This window comes from Streptomyces sp. SID13726 (assembly GCF_010548375.1).
In the GTDB taxonomy this organism is placed as follows: Bacteria; Actinomycetota; Actinomycetes; order Streptomycetales; family Streptomycetaceae; genus Streptomyces.
Genome location: NZ_JAAGLY010000002.1, coordinates 490,623 through 507,538, shown reverse-complemented (window position 1 = coordinate 507,538; position 16,916 = coordinate 490,623). Strand labels below are relative to the sequence as shown.

Genomic DNA, 16,916 nt, shown 5'->3' with positions numbered 1-16,916 from the left:
AGCGAGGCGTTGCCGAAGAGTCATGTGCCCGTCGCCTGTGATTCCGGTGGCCCGGGGTCCAATTGACCGGCGAGACACGGCACTTCGGAAAGCGAGCGAAAATGTCCCGAGCGCTCCCGGGAACACGTCACTACACGGTTGTCTGTTCCTCATGCGGAACCCGCTACGAGGACGACGGACTCATGCTCGACTGCCGTGCCTGCCAGGAACCCGCGTTCCTTCGCACCGAGTACCACGGGACGCACACCGCGAGCACCGCCGGACTGTTCCGCCACGCCGCGCTGCTGCCCGTCGCCCGGACCTTCCCCGGGGTGCCGGGCCCCGTGGTGTACCCGGCGGAACGGCTCGGCCGGCTGCTCGGACTCGACCGGCTGTGGGTGGCGTTCAACGGCCACTGGCCCGAGCGCGGAGCACAGCTGCCCACCTGCACGTTCAAGGATCTTGAGGCCTACACCGTCCTCGGCCGGCTGCCCGACGACCCGCCGCTCCTCGTGATCCCCTCGGCCGGCAACACCGCCGCCGCCTTCGCCTGGGCCGCCACCCGTCACCAGGTCCCGTGTCTGCTGGTCGTGCCCGCCCCGGCCCTGGAGCGCATGCGCTTCCCCGGCCCGCTCGACCCCTGTGTCCGCATCGTCGCCCTGGACGGACCCGCCACCTACAGCGACACCATCGCCTGCGCCGACCTCCTCGCCCGTATGCCCGGACACATCGCCGAGGGCGGCGCACGCAACATCGGCCGCCGCGACGGACTCGGCACGGTCATGCTCGCCGCCGCCGAGGCCATCGGCCGTCTCCCCGAGGTCTACGTACAGGCCGTGGGCAGCGGCACCGGCGCCATCGGCGCCCACGAGGCGGCCCGCCGCATCCGCACGGACGGCGAGGCGCTGCCCCGGCTGCTGATGTGCCAGAACCAGCCGTTCGCCGCCCTGTACGAGGCCTGGTGCCACGGCGGACAGCCGCCCGCGAGCCGTGAACTGGAGCCGCTGGCCCGCGAACTCACCAACCGCCGCCCGCCGTTCGCCGTCCGGGGCGGGGTGCGCGACGCCCTGCACGAGAGCGGCGGCCACGTCCGATGTACCGACAACGAGGCCGCTCTCACCGCCATGGCCCTCTTCGAGGAGACCGAGGGCATCGACATCGAACCCGGTGCCGGAGTGGCCGTGGCCGCGCTCGCGGAAGCCGTACGCGACGGACAGGTGCGCCCCGACGAACTCGTCCTCCTCAACATCACCGGCGGTGGCCGCGCCCGCCAGGCCCAGGACCTCACCCTCGTACCGGCCGAACCCTGGCTGCGGGTCACGTGGCCGGGCGGCGAGTCGGGGCCGCGGTGCGTGGCGGAGCAGGTGGAGCGTCGGCTGACGGGGGTCATGGCGGCGGGGGTGGCTCGATGAGCGACCCATCTGAGACGACCGCGGCGATCGGCACGGCTACGACAAGCGGTGCGACTGCCACCGCGAGCGACGCGACCGGTTCTCCCGAGCCCGCCTGTCCGATCGACCCGACCCAGCCCGCTCACCGGTTGGACCTCTCCGCCGCCCAACGCTCGATGTGGTTCGGCCAACGACTCGACACCGCCGCCGGCTCCGCCTACAACGTCGGCGAGTACACCGAGATCCACGGCCCCGTCGACGTCGCCCGCTTCCGCACCGCCCTGCGCCAGGTCGTGGCGGCGACCGAGACCCTGCGGACCCGCTTCACGGCCGACGGCGACACCGTCCGCCAGATCGTCGAGCCCGACCCCGCCTGGGAGTTGACCGTCGTCGACCTCAGGGACGCGCCCGACCCGGGTGCCGCCGCCGACGCCTGGCGGGAGGCCGACTTCGTGGTGCCCTTCGATCTCGAACGGGCCCCGCTGTTCCGGTATGCGCTGCTCCAACTCGGTGACGAGCACTGGATCTGGTACCACTGCTACCACCACCTCGCCGTCGACGGATTCAGCTGCTCCCTGATCGCGGCACGGGTCGCCGAAGCCTGTACGGCCCTCACCGCCGACACCGGACACACCCCACCGCAGGCCCCCCTCGCCCCGCTGGTCGCCGCGGACGAGACCTACCGCGTCGACGACCGTCACACGGCCGACAGCCACTACTGGACCGGCGCCTGCGCCGACCGCCCCGACCCGGTCGTCCGCGCCGCCCACCCGCCCCGGGTGACCGACGGCTTCCTGCGCCGGACCGGTCATCTCGTGGACGCGGCGGGCGACTTGGTCCACTCGGCCGCCGCGCACGCCGGCACCCGCTGGTCCCGTGTCCTGATCGCCGCGACCGCCGCGTATCTGCACCGGCTCACCGGAGCCCGGGACATCGTCCTGGGCCTGGCCGTCACCGCCCGCGAGACCGACACCGAGCGCGCCACCCCGGGCATGGCCTCCAACGTCCTCCCGCTACGGCTGTCCGTACGCCCCGACACCTCCGCGCACGACCTCGTACGCCAGGCCGCCGCCGTCACCCGCGAACTGCTCGCCCACCAGCGGTACCGGGGCGAGGACCTGCGCCGCGAACTCGACTGGCCCGGCGGCGACCGGCGGTTCTTCGGCCCCGTCGTCAACATCATGGCGTTCGGGCCCGAGTTGAGGTTCGCCGGTCACCCGACCACCCGCCACAACCTCTCCACCGGCCCGGTCGAGGACCTCGCCGTCAACGTCTACGAGCGCGCCGACGGCAGCGGCATCCGCATCGACCTCGACGCGAGCACCGCCTGCTACACGGACACCGAACTCACCGCGCACCACCGCCGGTTCACCCACTTCGCGGAACGCTTCGCGGCCGCCGTACTCGGCCCCGGCACCCCGGTCGGCCGGGTCGAGGTGACGCTGCCCGAGGAGGCGGAGGCGTCCCGGCTCGACGGCAGCACACCCTCCCGCACCGTCACGGGAACCGTGCCCGCGCTCTTCACGGCCCAGGTCGCGGCGACGCCCACCGCGACGGCCGTCTCCTGCGGCGAACAGACGCTCACCTACGCCGAGTTGAACACCCGCGCCAACCGCCTCGCCCACCACCTGCTGCGCCTCGGCATCCGCCCGGAGGACCGCGTCGCCGTCCTGATGCGCCGCTCCGAGCACCTGGTCACCGCCCTCCTCGCGATCCTCAAGTCGGGCGGCGCCTACGTCGGCCTGGACCCCCGCGCCCCGGCGGCACGAACCCGCCGGATCCTGGAAGGCACCTCGACGACGGTCCTCCTCACGGACAGGTCGACCGCGGCGGCGATCCGAACGAGCGGCCCGGCACAGTCGTACGACTGCCGGACGGTCGTGGTCGACGATCTCCCGGCGCTCGCCGCAGAGCCGGACACCGACCTCGAACTACTGCTCCATCCGGACCAGTTGGCCTACGTCAGCCACACCTCCGGCTCCACCGGCACCCCCAAGGGCGTGGCCGTCACCCACCGGGACGTCACGGCTCTCACGACCGACAGCGCCTTCGCGGGCGGCGCGCACACGCGGGTCCTCGTGCACTCGCCGGTCGCGTTCGACGCCTCCACCTATGAGCTGTGGGTCCCGCTGCTGACCGGCGGCACCGCCGTGGTCGCGGGCCCGGACGAGGACGTGGACGCGGCGACGATCGCCCGGCTGACGCGTCGGCACCGACTGACCGCGCTGTGGCTGACGGCCGGACTGTTCCGCCTCGTCGCGGAGGAGGACCCCGGCTGCTTCGCCGGACTCCGCGAGGTCTGGGCCGGTGGCGACACGGTCCCCGCGAGCGCGGTCCGCAGAGCGCTGGACGCCTGCCCCGGGCTGACCGTCACCAACGGCTACGGCCCCACCGAGACCACCACCTTCGCCACGATCCGCCCTTGCGCCGACGCTCGGACGGTGCCGGACCCCCTGCCCATCGGCCGCCCGCTCGACGGGATGCGCGTGTACGTCCTCGACGGCGCTCTCCGGCCCGTTCCGCCCGGCGTGGTGGGGGAGTTGTACGTCGCCGGACCCGGAGTGGCCCGCGGTTACCTGGGCCGTCCGGGTGCGAGTGCCGAGCGCTTCGTCGCCGCCCCCTTCGGGCCGCCCGGTGGACGCATGTACCGCACGGGGGACCGTGTACGACTGACCCCCGGGCGTGAACTCGCCTTCCACGGAAGGGCGGACGACCAGGTCAAGCTGCGCGGCTTCCGCGTGGAACCGGCGGAGGTCGAGACGGCCCTCGCCGAACACCCGCACGTCGAGCACGCCTTGGCCGTCGTCCGCGAGGACCGTGCGGGAGACCGTGCCCTCGTCGGCTACGTCACCGCCGCGACGGACACGGAACCTGATCCGGACGCCCTGCGCGAGCACCTCGCCCAGCTGCTGCCCGCCTACCTGGTGCCCTCCGCCGTGGTCCTCCTGGACCGGCTGCCGCTGACCGCCAACGGCAAGGTGGACCGCGCGGCCCTGCCGGCACCGGTCCGCACCGGCCGGGACACCAGCGGCACCACGGGTAGCTCCCGTATCGCCCGCACCGCGCAGGAAGAACTGCTGTGCGCCCTGATCACCGACGTCCTCGGCGTGCCCGAAGTAGCCCCCGACGACGGCTTCTTCACCCTCGGCGGGCACTCTCTGCTCGCACTGCGACTCGTCCACCGCATCCGTACCACCCTGGGCGCCGACCTTGCCCTGCGGGACGTCTTCGAGGCACCCACCGCCACGGCCCTGGCCCGCCTCCTCCCGAACGCCGAACCGGCCCGTCCGACGCCCCCGCTGGTCAGGAGCACGGAAGACGGCGAGCCCCCGCTGTCCTCGGCCCAGCGACGGCTGTGGTTCCTGCACCGCGCCGAGCCGAACGGCGCCGCCTACCACGTGCCTCTCGCCGTACGGCTGACCGGCGCCCCCCTGGACCGGGACGCCCTGCGAGCGGCCCTGGCCGATGTCGGCGACCGGCACGAGATCCTGCGTACCGTCTATCCGGACACCGACGGCGCCCCGCGCCCCCGGCTGCTGGAGTCGGCGGCACCGGAGCTGTCCGTCGTTGACGTGGCAGAGGGCGAAATCCCGCGTGTGAGTGCCGAGTTGGCGTCCGCGGAGTTCGAGCTGGCCACCGAGACGCCGCTCCGCGCCCACCTCCTCGTCCTGAGCCCCGAGGACCACGTCCTGCTGCTCGTGCTGCACCACATCGCGGCCGACGGCTGGTCGCTCCAGCCGCTCCTGACCGACCTGGCCACCGCTTACCGGGCGCGCCTCACGGGGGAGGAGCCCGGCTGGGCGCCGCTGCCGGTCCGCTACGGCGACTACGCCCACTGGCAGCGCGAACTCCTCGCCGGTGACCGCGACCGGCAGCTCGCCCATTGGCGACAGACCCTCGCCGGCCTGCCCGACGAGCTGTCGCTGCCCGTCGACCGGCCGCGCCCGGCCCGGGCCACCCACCGGGGCGGCGACATCCCGGTCCGCTGGGACGCCGACCTGCACCAGCGGCTGCGTGACCTCGCCGCAGGGCGGGGCGCGACGGTGTTCATGGCCGTACAGGCCGGACTCGCCGCCCTCCTCACCCGCCTCGGCGCGGGCACCGACATCCCGCTCGGCACACCGGTCGCGGGCCGGACCGACGAGGCCCTGGACGACCTGGTCGGCTGCTTCGTCAACACCCTCGTGCTGCGCACGGACACCTCCGGCGGGCCGTCCTTCCGTGAACTCCTCGACCGGGTACGGGAGACCGACCTGGCCGCCCACGCCCACCAGGACCTGCCGTTCGAGCAGCTCGTCGAGGCGCTCAACCCGTCCCGCTCGCTGGCCCGGCACCCGCTGTTCCAGGTGATGCTCGCCTTCCGCCCGACCGCCACCTGGCACCTCGACCTGCCTGACATACAGGACCGTGCCCTGCCCGTGGAGACCGGCGCGACCAAGATCGACCTCACCTTCAACCTCGCCGAGCACCGCGCCTCCGACGGCACCCCGAACGGCATCGAGGGCACCCTCCAGTACAGCGCCGATCTCTTCGACCGGCGCACCGCCGAGGAGCTGGCCGCTCGACTGGAACGGCTGCTGCGGGCCGCGCTCGCCGAACCGGATCGCACCATCGACGCCCTGGACGTCCTCACCCCGGACGAACGCCGGCACCTGCTGTCCGACCTGACCGACACCGCGCGGGACATCCCGGACACCACGTTCCCCCGGATGTTCGAGCGGCGGGCGGTCGAGACGCCGGACGCGGTCGCGGTGTCGGACGCGCACACCTCACTGACGTACCGCGAACTCGACGCGAGGTCAGCTGACTTGGCGCGCGTGCTGGGCGAGCGCGGCGCAGGGCCCGGCCGTGTGGTCGCCTTCGCCCTGCCTCGCTCGGTCGACCTCGTGGTCGCGGTCCTGGCCGTCCTCAAGGCAGGCGCCGCCTATCTCCCGCTCGACCCGGACCACCCGGCCGAGCGCACGGCCTACCTGCTGTCCGACGCCGATCCCGTCTGCGTGATCGCCAGGCAAGCGGTCGACGCGGACCGTCCGCACGTGCACCCCGACGCGACCCCCACCGATCCCGCGGCCCCGCTGCCCGAGGCCCGGCCCGCCGACCCGGCCTATCTCATCTACACCTCGGGCACCACGGGCCGCCCCAAGGGTGTGGTCGTCGAACACCGCAACCTCACCACCTATGTGGCCCGCTGCGTCGAGGCCTACCCGAGCCTGCGCGGCACCTCGCTGCTGCACGCCACCATGACCTTCGACGCCACCGTGACCACCCTGCACGGAGCACTCGCCCTGGGCGGCCGCGTCCACATCGCCGCCTTCCACGAGGCGGGCACGACCGACCTGCCCGGCGGCTACAGCTTCCTTAAGGCCACCCCCAGCCACCTCCCGCTGCTGCCCGCCCTGCCGTACGACCTCTCGCCGACCGAGGAGTTCATGCTGGGCGGCGAGGCACTGGTCGGCGAGGCGCTGAGGTCCTGGCGCCGGGACCATCCCGACGTACGGCTCGTCAACCACTACGGCCCGACCGAGCTCACCGTCGGCTGCACCGACCACCGCATCGAACCGGGGGAGGAGCTGCCCGCCGGACCGATCCCCGTCGGTCGCCCCATGTGGAACACCAGGGCCTATGTGCTCGACACCCACCTGAACCTGGTCCCGCCGGGCGTCGAGGGCGAGCTGTATGTGGCCGGCGACCATGTGGCCCGCGGCTACTGGCGGCGCCCCGGCCTGACCTCCGAGCGGTTCGTCGCCGATCCCTTCGGACCGCCCGGCGAGCGCATGTACCGCACCGGAGACCTGGCCGTGCGCCGCGCCGACGGTGTCCTGGAGCTGCGCGGCAGGGCCGACGGCCAGCTGAAGATCAGGGGCCTGCGGATCGAGCCCGGCGAGGTCGAGGGCGCACTGACCGCCCACCCCGCCGTCACCCAGGCGGCGGTAGTGGTGCGCGAGGACACCCCTGGCGTACGACGCCTGGTCGGCTATGTCGTCGGAGCCACAGCCACAGCCACAGCCACAGCGACTGCCACAGCGGCAGCGGCAGCGGCAGCCACTGCCGCCACCGCCACCGCCCCCGACCTCGACGACATCCGCGCCCACGTCGCCCGACAGCTGCCCGCCCACATGGTGCCCGAGGCGCTCGTCGCCCTCGACGCCCTGCCCATGACACCCAACGGCAAGCTCGACCGGGCCGCCCTGCCCGCCCCCGAGACCGGCGGCACCGCGAACGACCGGCAGCCGCGGACCCCGGAGGAGCAGACACTGCGCGCCCTCTTCGGCGAGGTACTCGGCCTCGCCCCGTCCCAAGTCGGCCTGGACACCGGTTTCTTCGACCTCGGTGGCGACAGCATCACCTCCATCCACCTCGTCAGCAAGGCCCTCACGGCGGGACTGCGACTCACACCCCGGGACGTGTTCGAGCAGCGCACGGTCGCGGGCCTCGCCGCAGTCGCCGCCACCGCGCCGACCGCGGCCGGGACAGCGTCCGCGGCCGCGCAGGACGACCCGACGGGCGAACTCCCGCTCACCCCCGCCCTGCGGCGCATGGTCGAACGCGGCGGGCCCATGGACACGTTCAGCCAGTCCATGCTGCTCGTCACCCCGGAGGACGCCGACGAGGAGCGCCTCGGCAGGGCCCTCCAGTCCCTCCTCGACCACCACCACGCCCTGCGGATGAGGCTGAACAGGGACGGCACGGCCTTCATTCCGCCGGTCGGTTCCGTGTCCGTGGACGACACCCAGCTGCTGGAACGGGTCACCGATCCGGACGATCTACGGCGCCCCGCAACCCACCTGGCCCCGGATCGCGGCGAGTTGGTGCGCGCGGTCTGGCTGGACGCGGGCCCCGGCCGCCGAGGCCGACTGCTGCTGACGATCCACCACCTGGCCGTCGACGCGGTGTCCTGGAATCTCCTGCGCACCGATCTGGCCGCGGCCTGGCGAGGCGAGGAACTCACCCCGCAGGGCACGTCCTTCCGGACCTGGGCACACCTGCTGGAACACGACAGCACAGCAAGGGCCGCCGAACTCGACCTGTGGCGAAGCGTGTTGGAGGGTGCTGATCCCCTGCCTGCCGTGCGGCAGACGGACCAGGTCGGCCAGATGTGCCACCTCACCAGGGAGCTCCCGACCGACGGCCTGCTCACCACCGTCCCCGCGGCCTTCCACGCCGGCCCCGAGGACGTGCTCCTCGCCGCGCTCGCGACCGCCTTCGCCCGCCTGCGGGGCAACCCGGCCCTGCTGGTCGACATCGAGCGGCACGGCCGTGAGGAGTTTTCGGACGGCGTCGACCCGACGCGTACGGTCGGCTGGTTCACCAGCGTCGTACCCGCCCGCGTCGACCTGAGCGGGCTCGACCTGACCGACCCGGCGCAGATCCTCAAGACGGTCAAGGAACACCTGCGGGTGGCCCCCGACCACGGCCTCGGCCACGGCATGCTGCGCCATCTCAACCCCGAGACGGCCGCGGTCCTCACCGAACTCCCCGCCCCTCAGGTCGGGTTCAACTACCTGGGCCGCAGCGCTCCCGGCACGGACACCCCCTGGTCTCCGGCCCCGGAGGGCCTGCCCGGCACGGCACTCGGCGCCGCCCACGACCCCGCGCAGCCCGTCGCCCACGGTCTGGAGATCACGGCCGTGGCCGACGCCGACGGCACGCTCACCGCCACCTGGTCGTGGGTGCCGCGCCTCTGGAACGAGGACGAGGTGAGCGCCCTGGCCGACGGGTGGTTCCAGGCCCTGGCCGGCTACGAGGACACCGGCGAGGACGGCGGCCACACCCCGTCCGACCTGCCCCTGGTGTCCCTGTCCCAAGCGGAGATCGACGAACTCGAAGCCGAGTTCGGAAGCGAGTGGAGGTAACCAAGGTGTCCCGGTCCGGAATCGCCGACATCCTGCCCCTGTCGCCGTTGCAGGAGGGGCTGCTCTTCCACGCCCTGTACGACGACGACCAGGCACCCGACGTCTACGCGGCCCAGCAGATCCTGGAGCTGACCGGAGACGTCGACCCCGCCGCCGTACGCGCCGCGGGCCAGGCCCTGCTCGACCGCCACCCGAACCTGCGCGCCTGCTTCCGCCGCCGCGAGTCCGCCTCCCCGCTCCAGATCGTGCCCACGGACGTCGAACTGCCCTGGGTCGAAAAGGACTTGAGCGCCCTCGATGAGGCCGGACGCGAGACGGCCTGGCAGGCGATCCTGGACGAGGAGCGCGCCCGGCGCTTCGACCTGTCCCGGCCCCCGCTGCTGCGGTACCTGCTCGTCCGCTGGGCGGCGGACAGCTACCGCCTGGTGATCACCAACCACCACATCCTCCTCGACGGCTGGTCGAAGCAGCTGCTGGTGAGGGAGTTCACCGCCCTGTACGGAGGCGAGCACCCCACCGCCCTGCCGACGCCCCCGCCGTACCGCGACTACCTCACCTGGCTCTCCCGACAGGATCGCGCCGCCGCGGAGACCGCCTGGCAGAAGGCGCTGGAGGACATCGAGGAGCCCACGCTCCTGGCCCCCGGAGCGACGGCCGGTGCGACCGTGCTGCCCCGCGAACTCGTCGTCGAACTCCCCGAGTCGGCGACCGCCGCCGCCGAGACCGCGGCCCGCAACCTCGGCATCACCCTCAACACCCTGGTCCAGGGCGCCTGGGGCGTGCTGCTCGGCCGCCTCACCGGCCGCACCGACACCGCGTTCGGGCAGACCGTCACCGTCCGCCCGCCCGAGCTGCGGAACGTGACCTCGATGGTCGGTTTCTGCATCAACACCGTGCCCACCCGGGTGCGTTGGGACGACGGCGACACCGTCAGCGGGTTCCTCACCGCCCTGCAGGAGCGCCAGGCCGCCCTGCTCCCGCACCAGCATCTCGGTCTCGCCGACATCCGGCGCAGCACCGGCACCGGCGACTTCTTCGACACCCTGCTGGCCTTCGAGAGCCACCCCACGGTCACCGGCCCCGGCGAGGACCGCGTCACACAGCTGACCGGCCGGGACGCCACCCACTACCCGCTCACCCTCGCCGTCCTGCCCGCCCGCCGCCTGGCCCTGCGCCTCGCCTACCGGCCCGACCTGTACGACGAGACCGGCGCCCGCACCCTCCTGGACCGCTTCGCCGCCGTCCTGGCCCAGCTGGCCGCCGGCCCGGCCCGCCGAGTCGGTGACGTGGAGGCGCTGCTGCCGGGGGAGCGGGAGCAGCTCACGGGCGGTGGAACAGCCCCCTCGGCCTCCGAGGCCGAGCCGTCGGCCGCCCTCACCGACCTCTTCGCCCGCCAGGTCTCCCGTACCCCCGACGCGACGGCGGTGGTGTACGGGGAGCACCGCCTCACCTACGCCGAACTGGACGCACGCGCCACGGAGTTGGCGCACCGCATGGCCGCCCACGGCGCCGCCCCCGAGTGCCTGGTCGCCCTCGCCCTGCCGCGCTCCACCGACCTGGTCGTGGCGATCCTGGCCGTCCTGAAGACCGGCGCGGCCTATGTCCCGCTCGACCCGGAGTACCCCGCCGAGCGGCTCACCCACATGCTCGACGACTCCGCGCCCGTCCTGCTCCTCACCACCCGGGACACAGGACCGGACCTCCCCGCGACCGCCGTACCCGTGCTGACCCTGGACGACCGGCGCTCACCGGCCGCGCGTGCCGATCTCCCGTCGCCGACCGGCGACCACCTCGCATACGTCATCTACACCTCCGGTTCCACCGGCCGCCCCAAGGGCGTCGCCGTCCCGCACGGCAACGTGGTCCGTCTCTTCGACTCCACCCGGCACTGGTTCGACTTCGGCCCGGACGACGTGTGGACCCTGTTCCACTCCTACGCGTTCGACTTCTCCGTGTGGGAACTGTGGGGGGCGCTGCTGCACGGCGGCACGCTCGTCGTCGTACCGCACGAAGTCAGCCGTGATCCGCACGAGTTCCTGCGCCTGCTCACCAGCGAGCGGGTCACGGTCCTCAACCAGACCCCTTCGGCCTTCGGCGAGTTGGTGCGGGCCGACGCCGAACATCCGGTAGCGGCAACCGAGCTGAGTCTGCGTTACGTGGTCTTCGGCGGCGAGGCGCTCGACGTCACGCCCGTCGCCGACCGGTACACCCGGCACGCCGAGGACGCGCCCGTCCTCGTGAACATGTACGGCATCACCGAGACCACCGTCCACGTCACCGGACTCCCGCTCACCAGGGACCGCCACGAGGGCATCGGCGAGCCCATCCCCGATCTGCGCGCCCACGTCCTGGACGCCGGACTGCGGCCCGTCCCGCCGGGCGTGGTCGCAGAGCTGTACGTGGCCGGCGCGGGCCTGGCCCGTGGCTATCTCGGCCGCCCCGGGCTGACGGCGGGCCGCTTCGTCGCGGACCCCTTCGGGGCGCCCGGCGAGCGCATGTACCGTACGGGCGACCTGGCCCGCCGCTCGCTCGACGGGCGGCTGGAGTACGCCGGTCGCGCCGACGACCAGGTCAAGATCCGCGGCTTCCGCATCGAACTGGGCGAGGTCGAGGCGGCTCTGTCCTCCCACCCCGAGGTGTCCCGCGCGGTCGTCCTGGTCCGCGAAGGTCGGCTGGTGGGGTATGCCGTCACCGAGGGACCCCTCGACCCGGCGGCGCTGCGGGCCCACACCGCACGGACACTGCCCGAGCACATGGTGCCTTCGGCGGTCGTCGTCCTGGACGGGCTCCCGCTGACCGCCAACGGCAAGCTGGACCGCACGGCCCTCCCCGCCCCGGCCGCCGCCACCGGCGCCGGTCGTGCTCCCCGCAGCGCCCAGGAAGAGATCCTGTGCGGTCTGTTCGCGGGCGTCCTCGGCCTGGAGCCCCACCGGGTCGGTCCCGAGGACGCGTTCTTCGACCTCGGCGGCGACTCCCTGCTCGCCATGCGCCTCGCCGACCGGATCAGGACCGCCTTCGGCACCGCCCTGCCCGTGAGGGCCGTCTTCGAGGCCGCCACCCCGGCCGCACTGGCCGGCCGCCTGGGCGAGACACAGGACGCACACCGGCCCGCGCTCCTCCCGCTGCCGAAGCGCCCCGACCCGATCCCGCTCTCCTACGGACAGCAGCGACTGTGGTTCATGAGCCGCCTCGACGGCGGCCACACCACCTACACCGTCCCCGCGGCCCTGCGCCTGACCGGCCCCCTGGCCCGCCAGGCCCTCACCGACGCCCTCGCCGACGTCGTCACCCGCCACGAGCCGCTGCGCACCCTCCAGCCCGACCTCCGGGGCACCCCGTACCAGCGGATCCTGGACCCGGAGGAAGCCCGGCCGCACCTGGCGACCGTCCGCACCACCGAGACGGAACTCCCCGCACTGCTCACCGCCGCGACCGGCCACCGCTTCGACCTCGCCGCCGAACCGCCCCTGCGGGTCACCCTGTTCGACCTCGGCGACGACACCCACGTCCTGCTTCTGCTCGCCCACCACAGCGCGGTCGACGGCTGGTCGATGGGCCCGCTGACCCGCGACCTGGAGACCGCGTATTCGGCCCGGTCCGCGGGCCGGGCACCCGAATGGCCGCCCCTGCCCGTCCAGTACGCCGACTTCGCGCACTGGCAGCGCGAGACGCTCGGCGACGAGAACGACCCCGGCAGCCTGATGTTCGATCAGATCGACTTCTGGCGCACGGCGTTGGAGGGGCTGCCGGACGAACTCCCGCTCCCCGCCGACCGTCCGAGGCCCGCCGAGCCCAGCGGCCGGGGCGACCGTACGGCCGTCGCCCTCGACCCCGCGCTCCACACCGGCCTCGCCGACCTGGCCACCACGCAGCGGGTGACCCTGTTCATGGTCCTCCAGGCAGCTCTCGCAGCTGTGTTGACCCGGCTCGGCTCGGGCACCGACGTGCCCATCGGCACCCCGGTCGCCGGTCGAGGCGACCAGCGCCTGGACGATCTCGTCGGCTTCTTCGTCAACAGCCTCACCCTGCGGACCGACACCTCCGGCAACCCCACGTTCCGAGAACTCCTCGCCCGGGTGCGGGAGTTCGACCTCGCCGCGTACGCCCACCAGGACGTGCCGTTCGACCTGCTCGTGGACGCCGTGAGCCCCGAGCGGAGCCTCGCCCGCCATCCCCTCTTCCAGGTCATGCTTGCCTACACCGGCCACGGCGCGGACCCGGTCCCGGCCCTGCCCGGCCTGAGCGTCAGCCGGGAACCCGTGGCGACGGGCGCCGCGCGCTTCGACCTCTCCCTCTACCTCACCGAGCACCGCCACGACGACGGCTCCCCGGCCGGCATCGACGGTGTCGCCGAGTTCAGCACGGACCTCTTCGAGCCGGAGACCGCCCGCCGACTGGCCCAGAGGCTCATCCACTTCCTCACCGCCGTCGCCGCCGATCCCGACCGCCGCATCGGCGACGTGGACCTCCTCACCGAGGACGAGCACGCACGCCTCGACGACTGGAGCGGGAGCGGGGCCGGAGTGCGGCCCGAGTCCCTGGCCGAGATGTTCACCCGGCAGGTCCAGCTCCGGCCCGACGCCACCGCCCTGAACCACCTGTCGTACGCCGAACTCGACGCCCAGGCAGGCAGGTTGGCCCGCGTCCTCGCCGGTCGCGGCATCGGCCCCGGCGACCTGGTCGCCGTACAGCTGCCGCGTTCAGCGGACCGTGTCGTCGCCCTGCTCGCCGTCGCGCTGTCCGGTGCCGCGTTCCTCCCGGTCGACCCGGCGCTCCCCGCCGACCGCATCGAGGCCCTGCTGGCCGACGCCCGCCCGGCTCTCGTCCTGACGGACCTCACCGCGGACGGCACCCCCGGCGAACTGCCCACCGCCCACCACCCCCGGCACGCGGCCTACGTCATCCACACCTCCGGCTCCACCGGCACCCCCAAGGGTGTGATGGTCGAGAACCGGGGCCTCGCCGCCCTCGCGCGGACGCAGATCGAGCGCTTCGGACTCGGCCCCGACAGCAGGGTCCTGCAGTTCTCGGCGCCCGGATTCGACGCGTCGGTGATGGAGCTGCTGATGGCGTTCGCGTCCGGCGCGACCCTGGTGGTGCCGGACGCGCAGGGGCCGTTGCTGGGTGAGGAGCTCGAACAGGAGCTGATCCAGGGCCGGATCACCCATGCCCTGATCCCGCCGACCGCCCTCGCCACCCTGCCGCCGAACGAACTGCCCAGCCTGGAGACGCTGGTTGTCGGCGCCGAGGCCTGCTCGGGCGAGCTGGTGGCGCGGTGGGCGCCCGGCCGCCGTATGGCCAACGCCTACGGGCCCACCGAGTCCACGGTCTGCGCGACCGTCGCCGTCCCGCTCACCGGCGACCTGGCCCCGCCCATCGGCCGGCCCGTCGCGGGCACCCGGGTCCTCGTCCTGGACGCCTGGCTGCGCCCGGTACCGCCCGGCGCGGTCGGCGAGCTCTACCTCGCGGGAACCGGCGTGGCCCGCGGCTACCTCGGCCGCCCCGACCTGACGGCCGTACGCTTCGTCGCCGACCCGTACGGCGACCCCGGCGACCGGATGTACCGCACCGGTGACCTGGCCCGCTGGTCGGCCGACGGGCAGCTGGAGTACCTGGGGCGCGCCGACGAGCAGGTCAAGCTGCGCGGCTTCCGGATCGAACCCGGCGAGATCGAGGCCGTGCTGGCCCGCGACCCGGCGGTCGCCCAGGCGGCCGTGGTGGTGCGCGAGGACGAACCGGGGGAGCGGCGCCTGATCGCCTACGTCACCACCCGCGCCGGACACCCTCCAGTCGACCCCGCCGCACTGCGCCGGGAGGCCGAGCGGCTGCTCCCGGAGTACATGGTGCCCTCGGCCGTCGTCGCCATGGACACCCTTCCGCTCACCCCCAACGGCAAGCTCGACCGCAGGGCGCTGCCCGCCCCCGAGGCGCCGTCCGCCGTCGAGACGGCCCGGGAGCCGAGGACGCCCGCCGAGCGGGTACTCGCCGAACTCTTCCGTGACCTGCTGAAGCTGCCCGGACTCACTCTCGACGAGGGCTTCTTCGCGCTCGGCGGCGACAGCATCTCCTCGATCCGGCTGGTGAGCCGGGCCGCCGAGGCCGGGGTGGTGATCAGCCCGCGTGATGTGTACGAGCACCAGACCGCGGCCGCCCTCGCGGCGGTGGCCCGCGGGCCCGTGGGCGCCGCGAGCGTGCGGGCCGCCGACGACGGTGTCGGACCGGTGCCCTTCACCCCCGTGATGCACTGGCTCGTCGAGCGCGGCGGACCCATCGGCCGGCTCAGTCAGTCCGTGCTGCTCACGGTGCCCGCGGAGGCCGACGCGCCACGCCTGAAGCGCGCTCTCCAGGCGCTCGTCGACCACCACGACATGCTGCGCTCCCGGCTGACCGGGGAGCGCGTGCTGGAGGTCGGCCCGGTGGGCTCGATCACCGCCGTCGTGGACCGCCGGGACGTCAGCGGGGAGAACGACCTGAACACCGCCGTGGCCGAGGAGTTCGACCGCGCGCTCGCCACCCTCGACCCCGCGACCGGCGCGATGCTGCGGGCCGTGTGGCTCGACGCGGGCCGCGACCGTCCAGGGCGACTGCTGCTGGTCGTGCACCACCTGGCCGTGGACGGGGTGTCCTGGCGGATCCTCGTGCCCGACCTGGAGTCGGCCTGGGACGCCGTCACGGCCGGACGGGAGCCCCAACTGCCGCCCATCGGCACGTCGTTCCGCACCTGGACCTCCGTGCTGCGCGCGGAAGCCGGCAAGCGGGGCGCCGAGGCCAAGCTGTGGCGGCGGACCAGTGACGCCCCGCGCGTCCCGTTCGGCGCCCGGCCGCTCGACCCCGCCCAGGACACCGCGGCCACCACCAGGTCGCTCCGCCTGACCCTCGACGCCGACACGACCGGCCCGCTGCTCGGCAGCGTGCCCGCCGCGTTCCGGGCCGGAGCGCAGGACGTGCTGCTCGCCGGACTCGCGCTGGCCGTCGCCGCGCACCAGGACGTCCCGCACGTCCTCGTCGACGTCGAGGGACACGGCCGCGAGGAGATCGCCTCCGGCCTCGAACTCTCCCGCACCGTCGGCTGGTTCACCTCGCTCTACCCGGTCCACGTCGACCTGGACGGCCTCGACCTGTGCGACGCGCTGGCAGCCGGTCCCACCGCCGACGGCGTGGTCCGCCGCGTCGCCGACCGCACCGGCGAACTCCCCGACCGGGGCGTCGGGTTCGGCCTGCTGCGCTACCTGAACCCCGACACGGCAGGCGAGTTGGCGCAGCAGCCCGCGCCGGCGATCGGCTTCAACTACCTCGGCCGCTTCACGTCCGCCACCGGTGATGGCCCGTGGTCCTTCGCCCCGGAGTCCCCGGCCCTTGGCAGCGGCACCGACCCGGGCCTCGCCGCCGCCCACGCCCTCGACCTCAACGCGGTCGTCCACGACACCCCGGCCGGACCCCGGCTCGTCGCCGACTGGTCCTGGCCCGAAGGAGTGCTCACCGAGCCCGAGGTGCGGGAGCTGGCCGAGGCCTGGTTCGCCGCCCTCACCGCGCTGACCGACCGCGCCGCCCGCACGGCACCCGCCGCTCCGGCGGCCCCGGGTGCCCTGCTGTCGGCGGAGCTCGACGCGGACGAACTCGACGAACTCGCCGCCGGCCTCGACGGCTAGGCACTGTCCGGTGGATCAGGGCGGCCGTGAGAAGCGGCGCATAC

General features: G+C 73.7%; 3 protein-coding genes. All 3 read left to right on the top strand.

What is annotated here, in order from left to right; all coding sequences use genetic code 11:
• Positions 1 to 101 precede the first annotated feature (101 nt).
• Genes G3I78_RS06275 through G3I78_RS06265 form a run of 3 tightly spaced genes read left to right on the top strand, consistent with a single transcriptional unit; the run spans position 102 to position 16,872 of the window.
• The gene (locus G3I78_RS06275) at positions 102 to 1,391 is read left to right on the top strand and encodes a cysteate synthase (RefSeq protein WP_164421780.1); all 1,290 of its coding nucleotides are present in this window, start codon (positions 102 to 104) and stop codon (positions 1,389 to 1,391) included.
• Positions 1,388 to 9,223, top strand: coding sequence for a non-ribosomal peptide synthetase (locus tag G3I78_RS06270; RefSeq protein WP_164421779.1), 7,836 nt, complete (start codon positions 1,388 to 1,390; stop codon positions 9,221 to 9,223). The genes G3I78_RS06275 and G3I78_RS06270 overlap by 4 nt, the downstream gene beginning before the upstream one ends.
• A gap of 5 nt (positions 9,224 to 9,228) precedes the next feature.
• Positions 9,229 to 16,872, top strand: coding sequence for a non-ribosomal peptide synthetase (locus G3I78_RS06265; protein ID WP_164421778.1), 7,644 nt, complete (start codon positions 9,229 to 9,231; stop codon positions 16,870 to 16,872).
• The last annotated feature ends 44 nt before the right edge of the window (positions 16,873 to 16,916 follow it).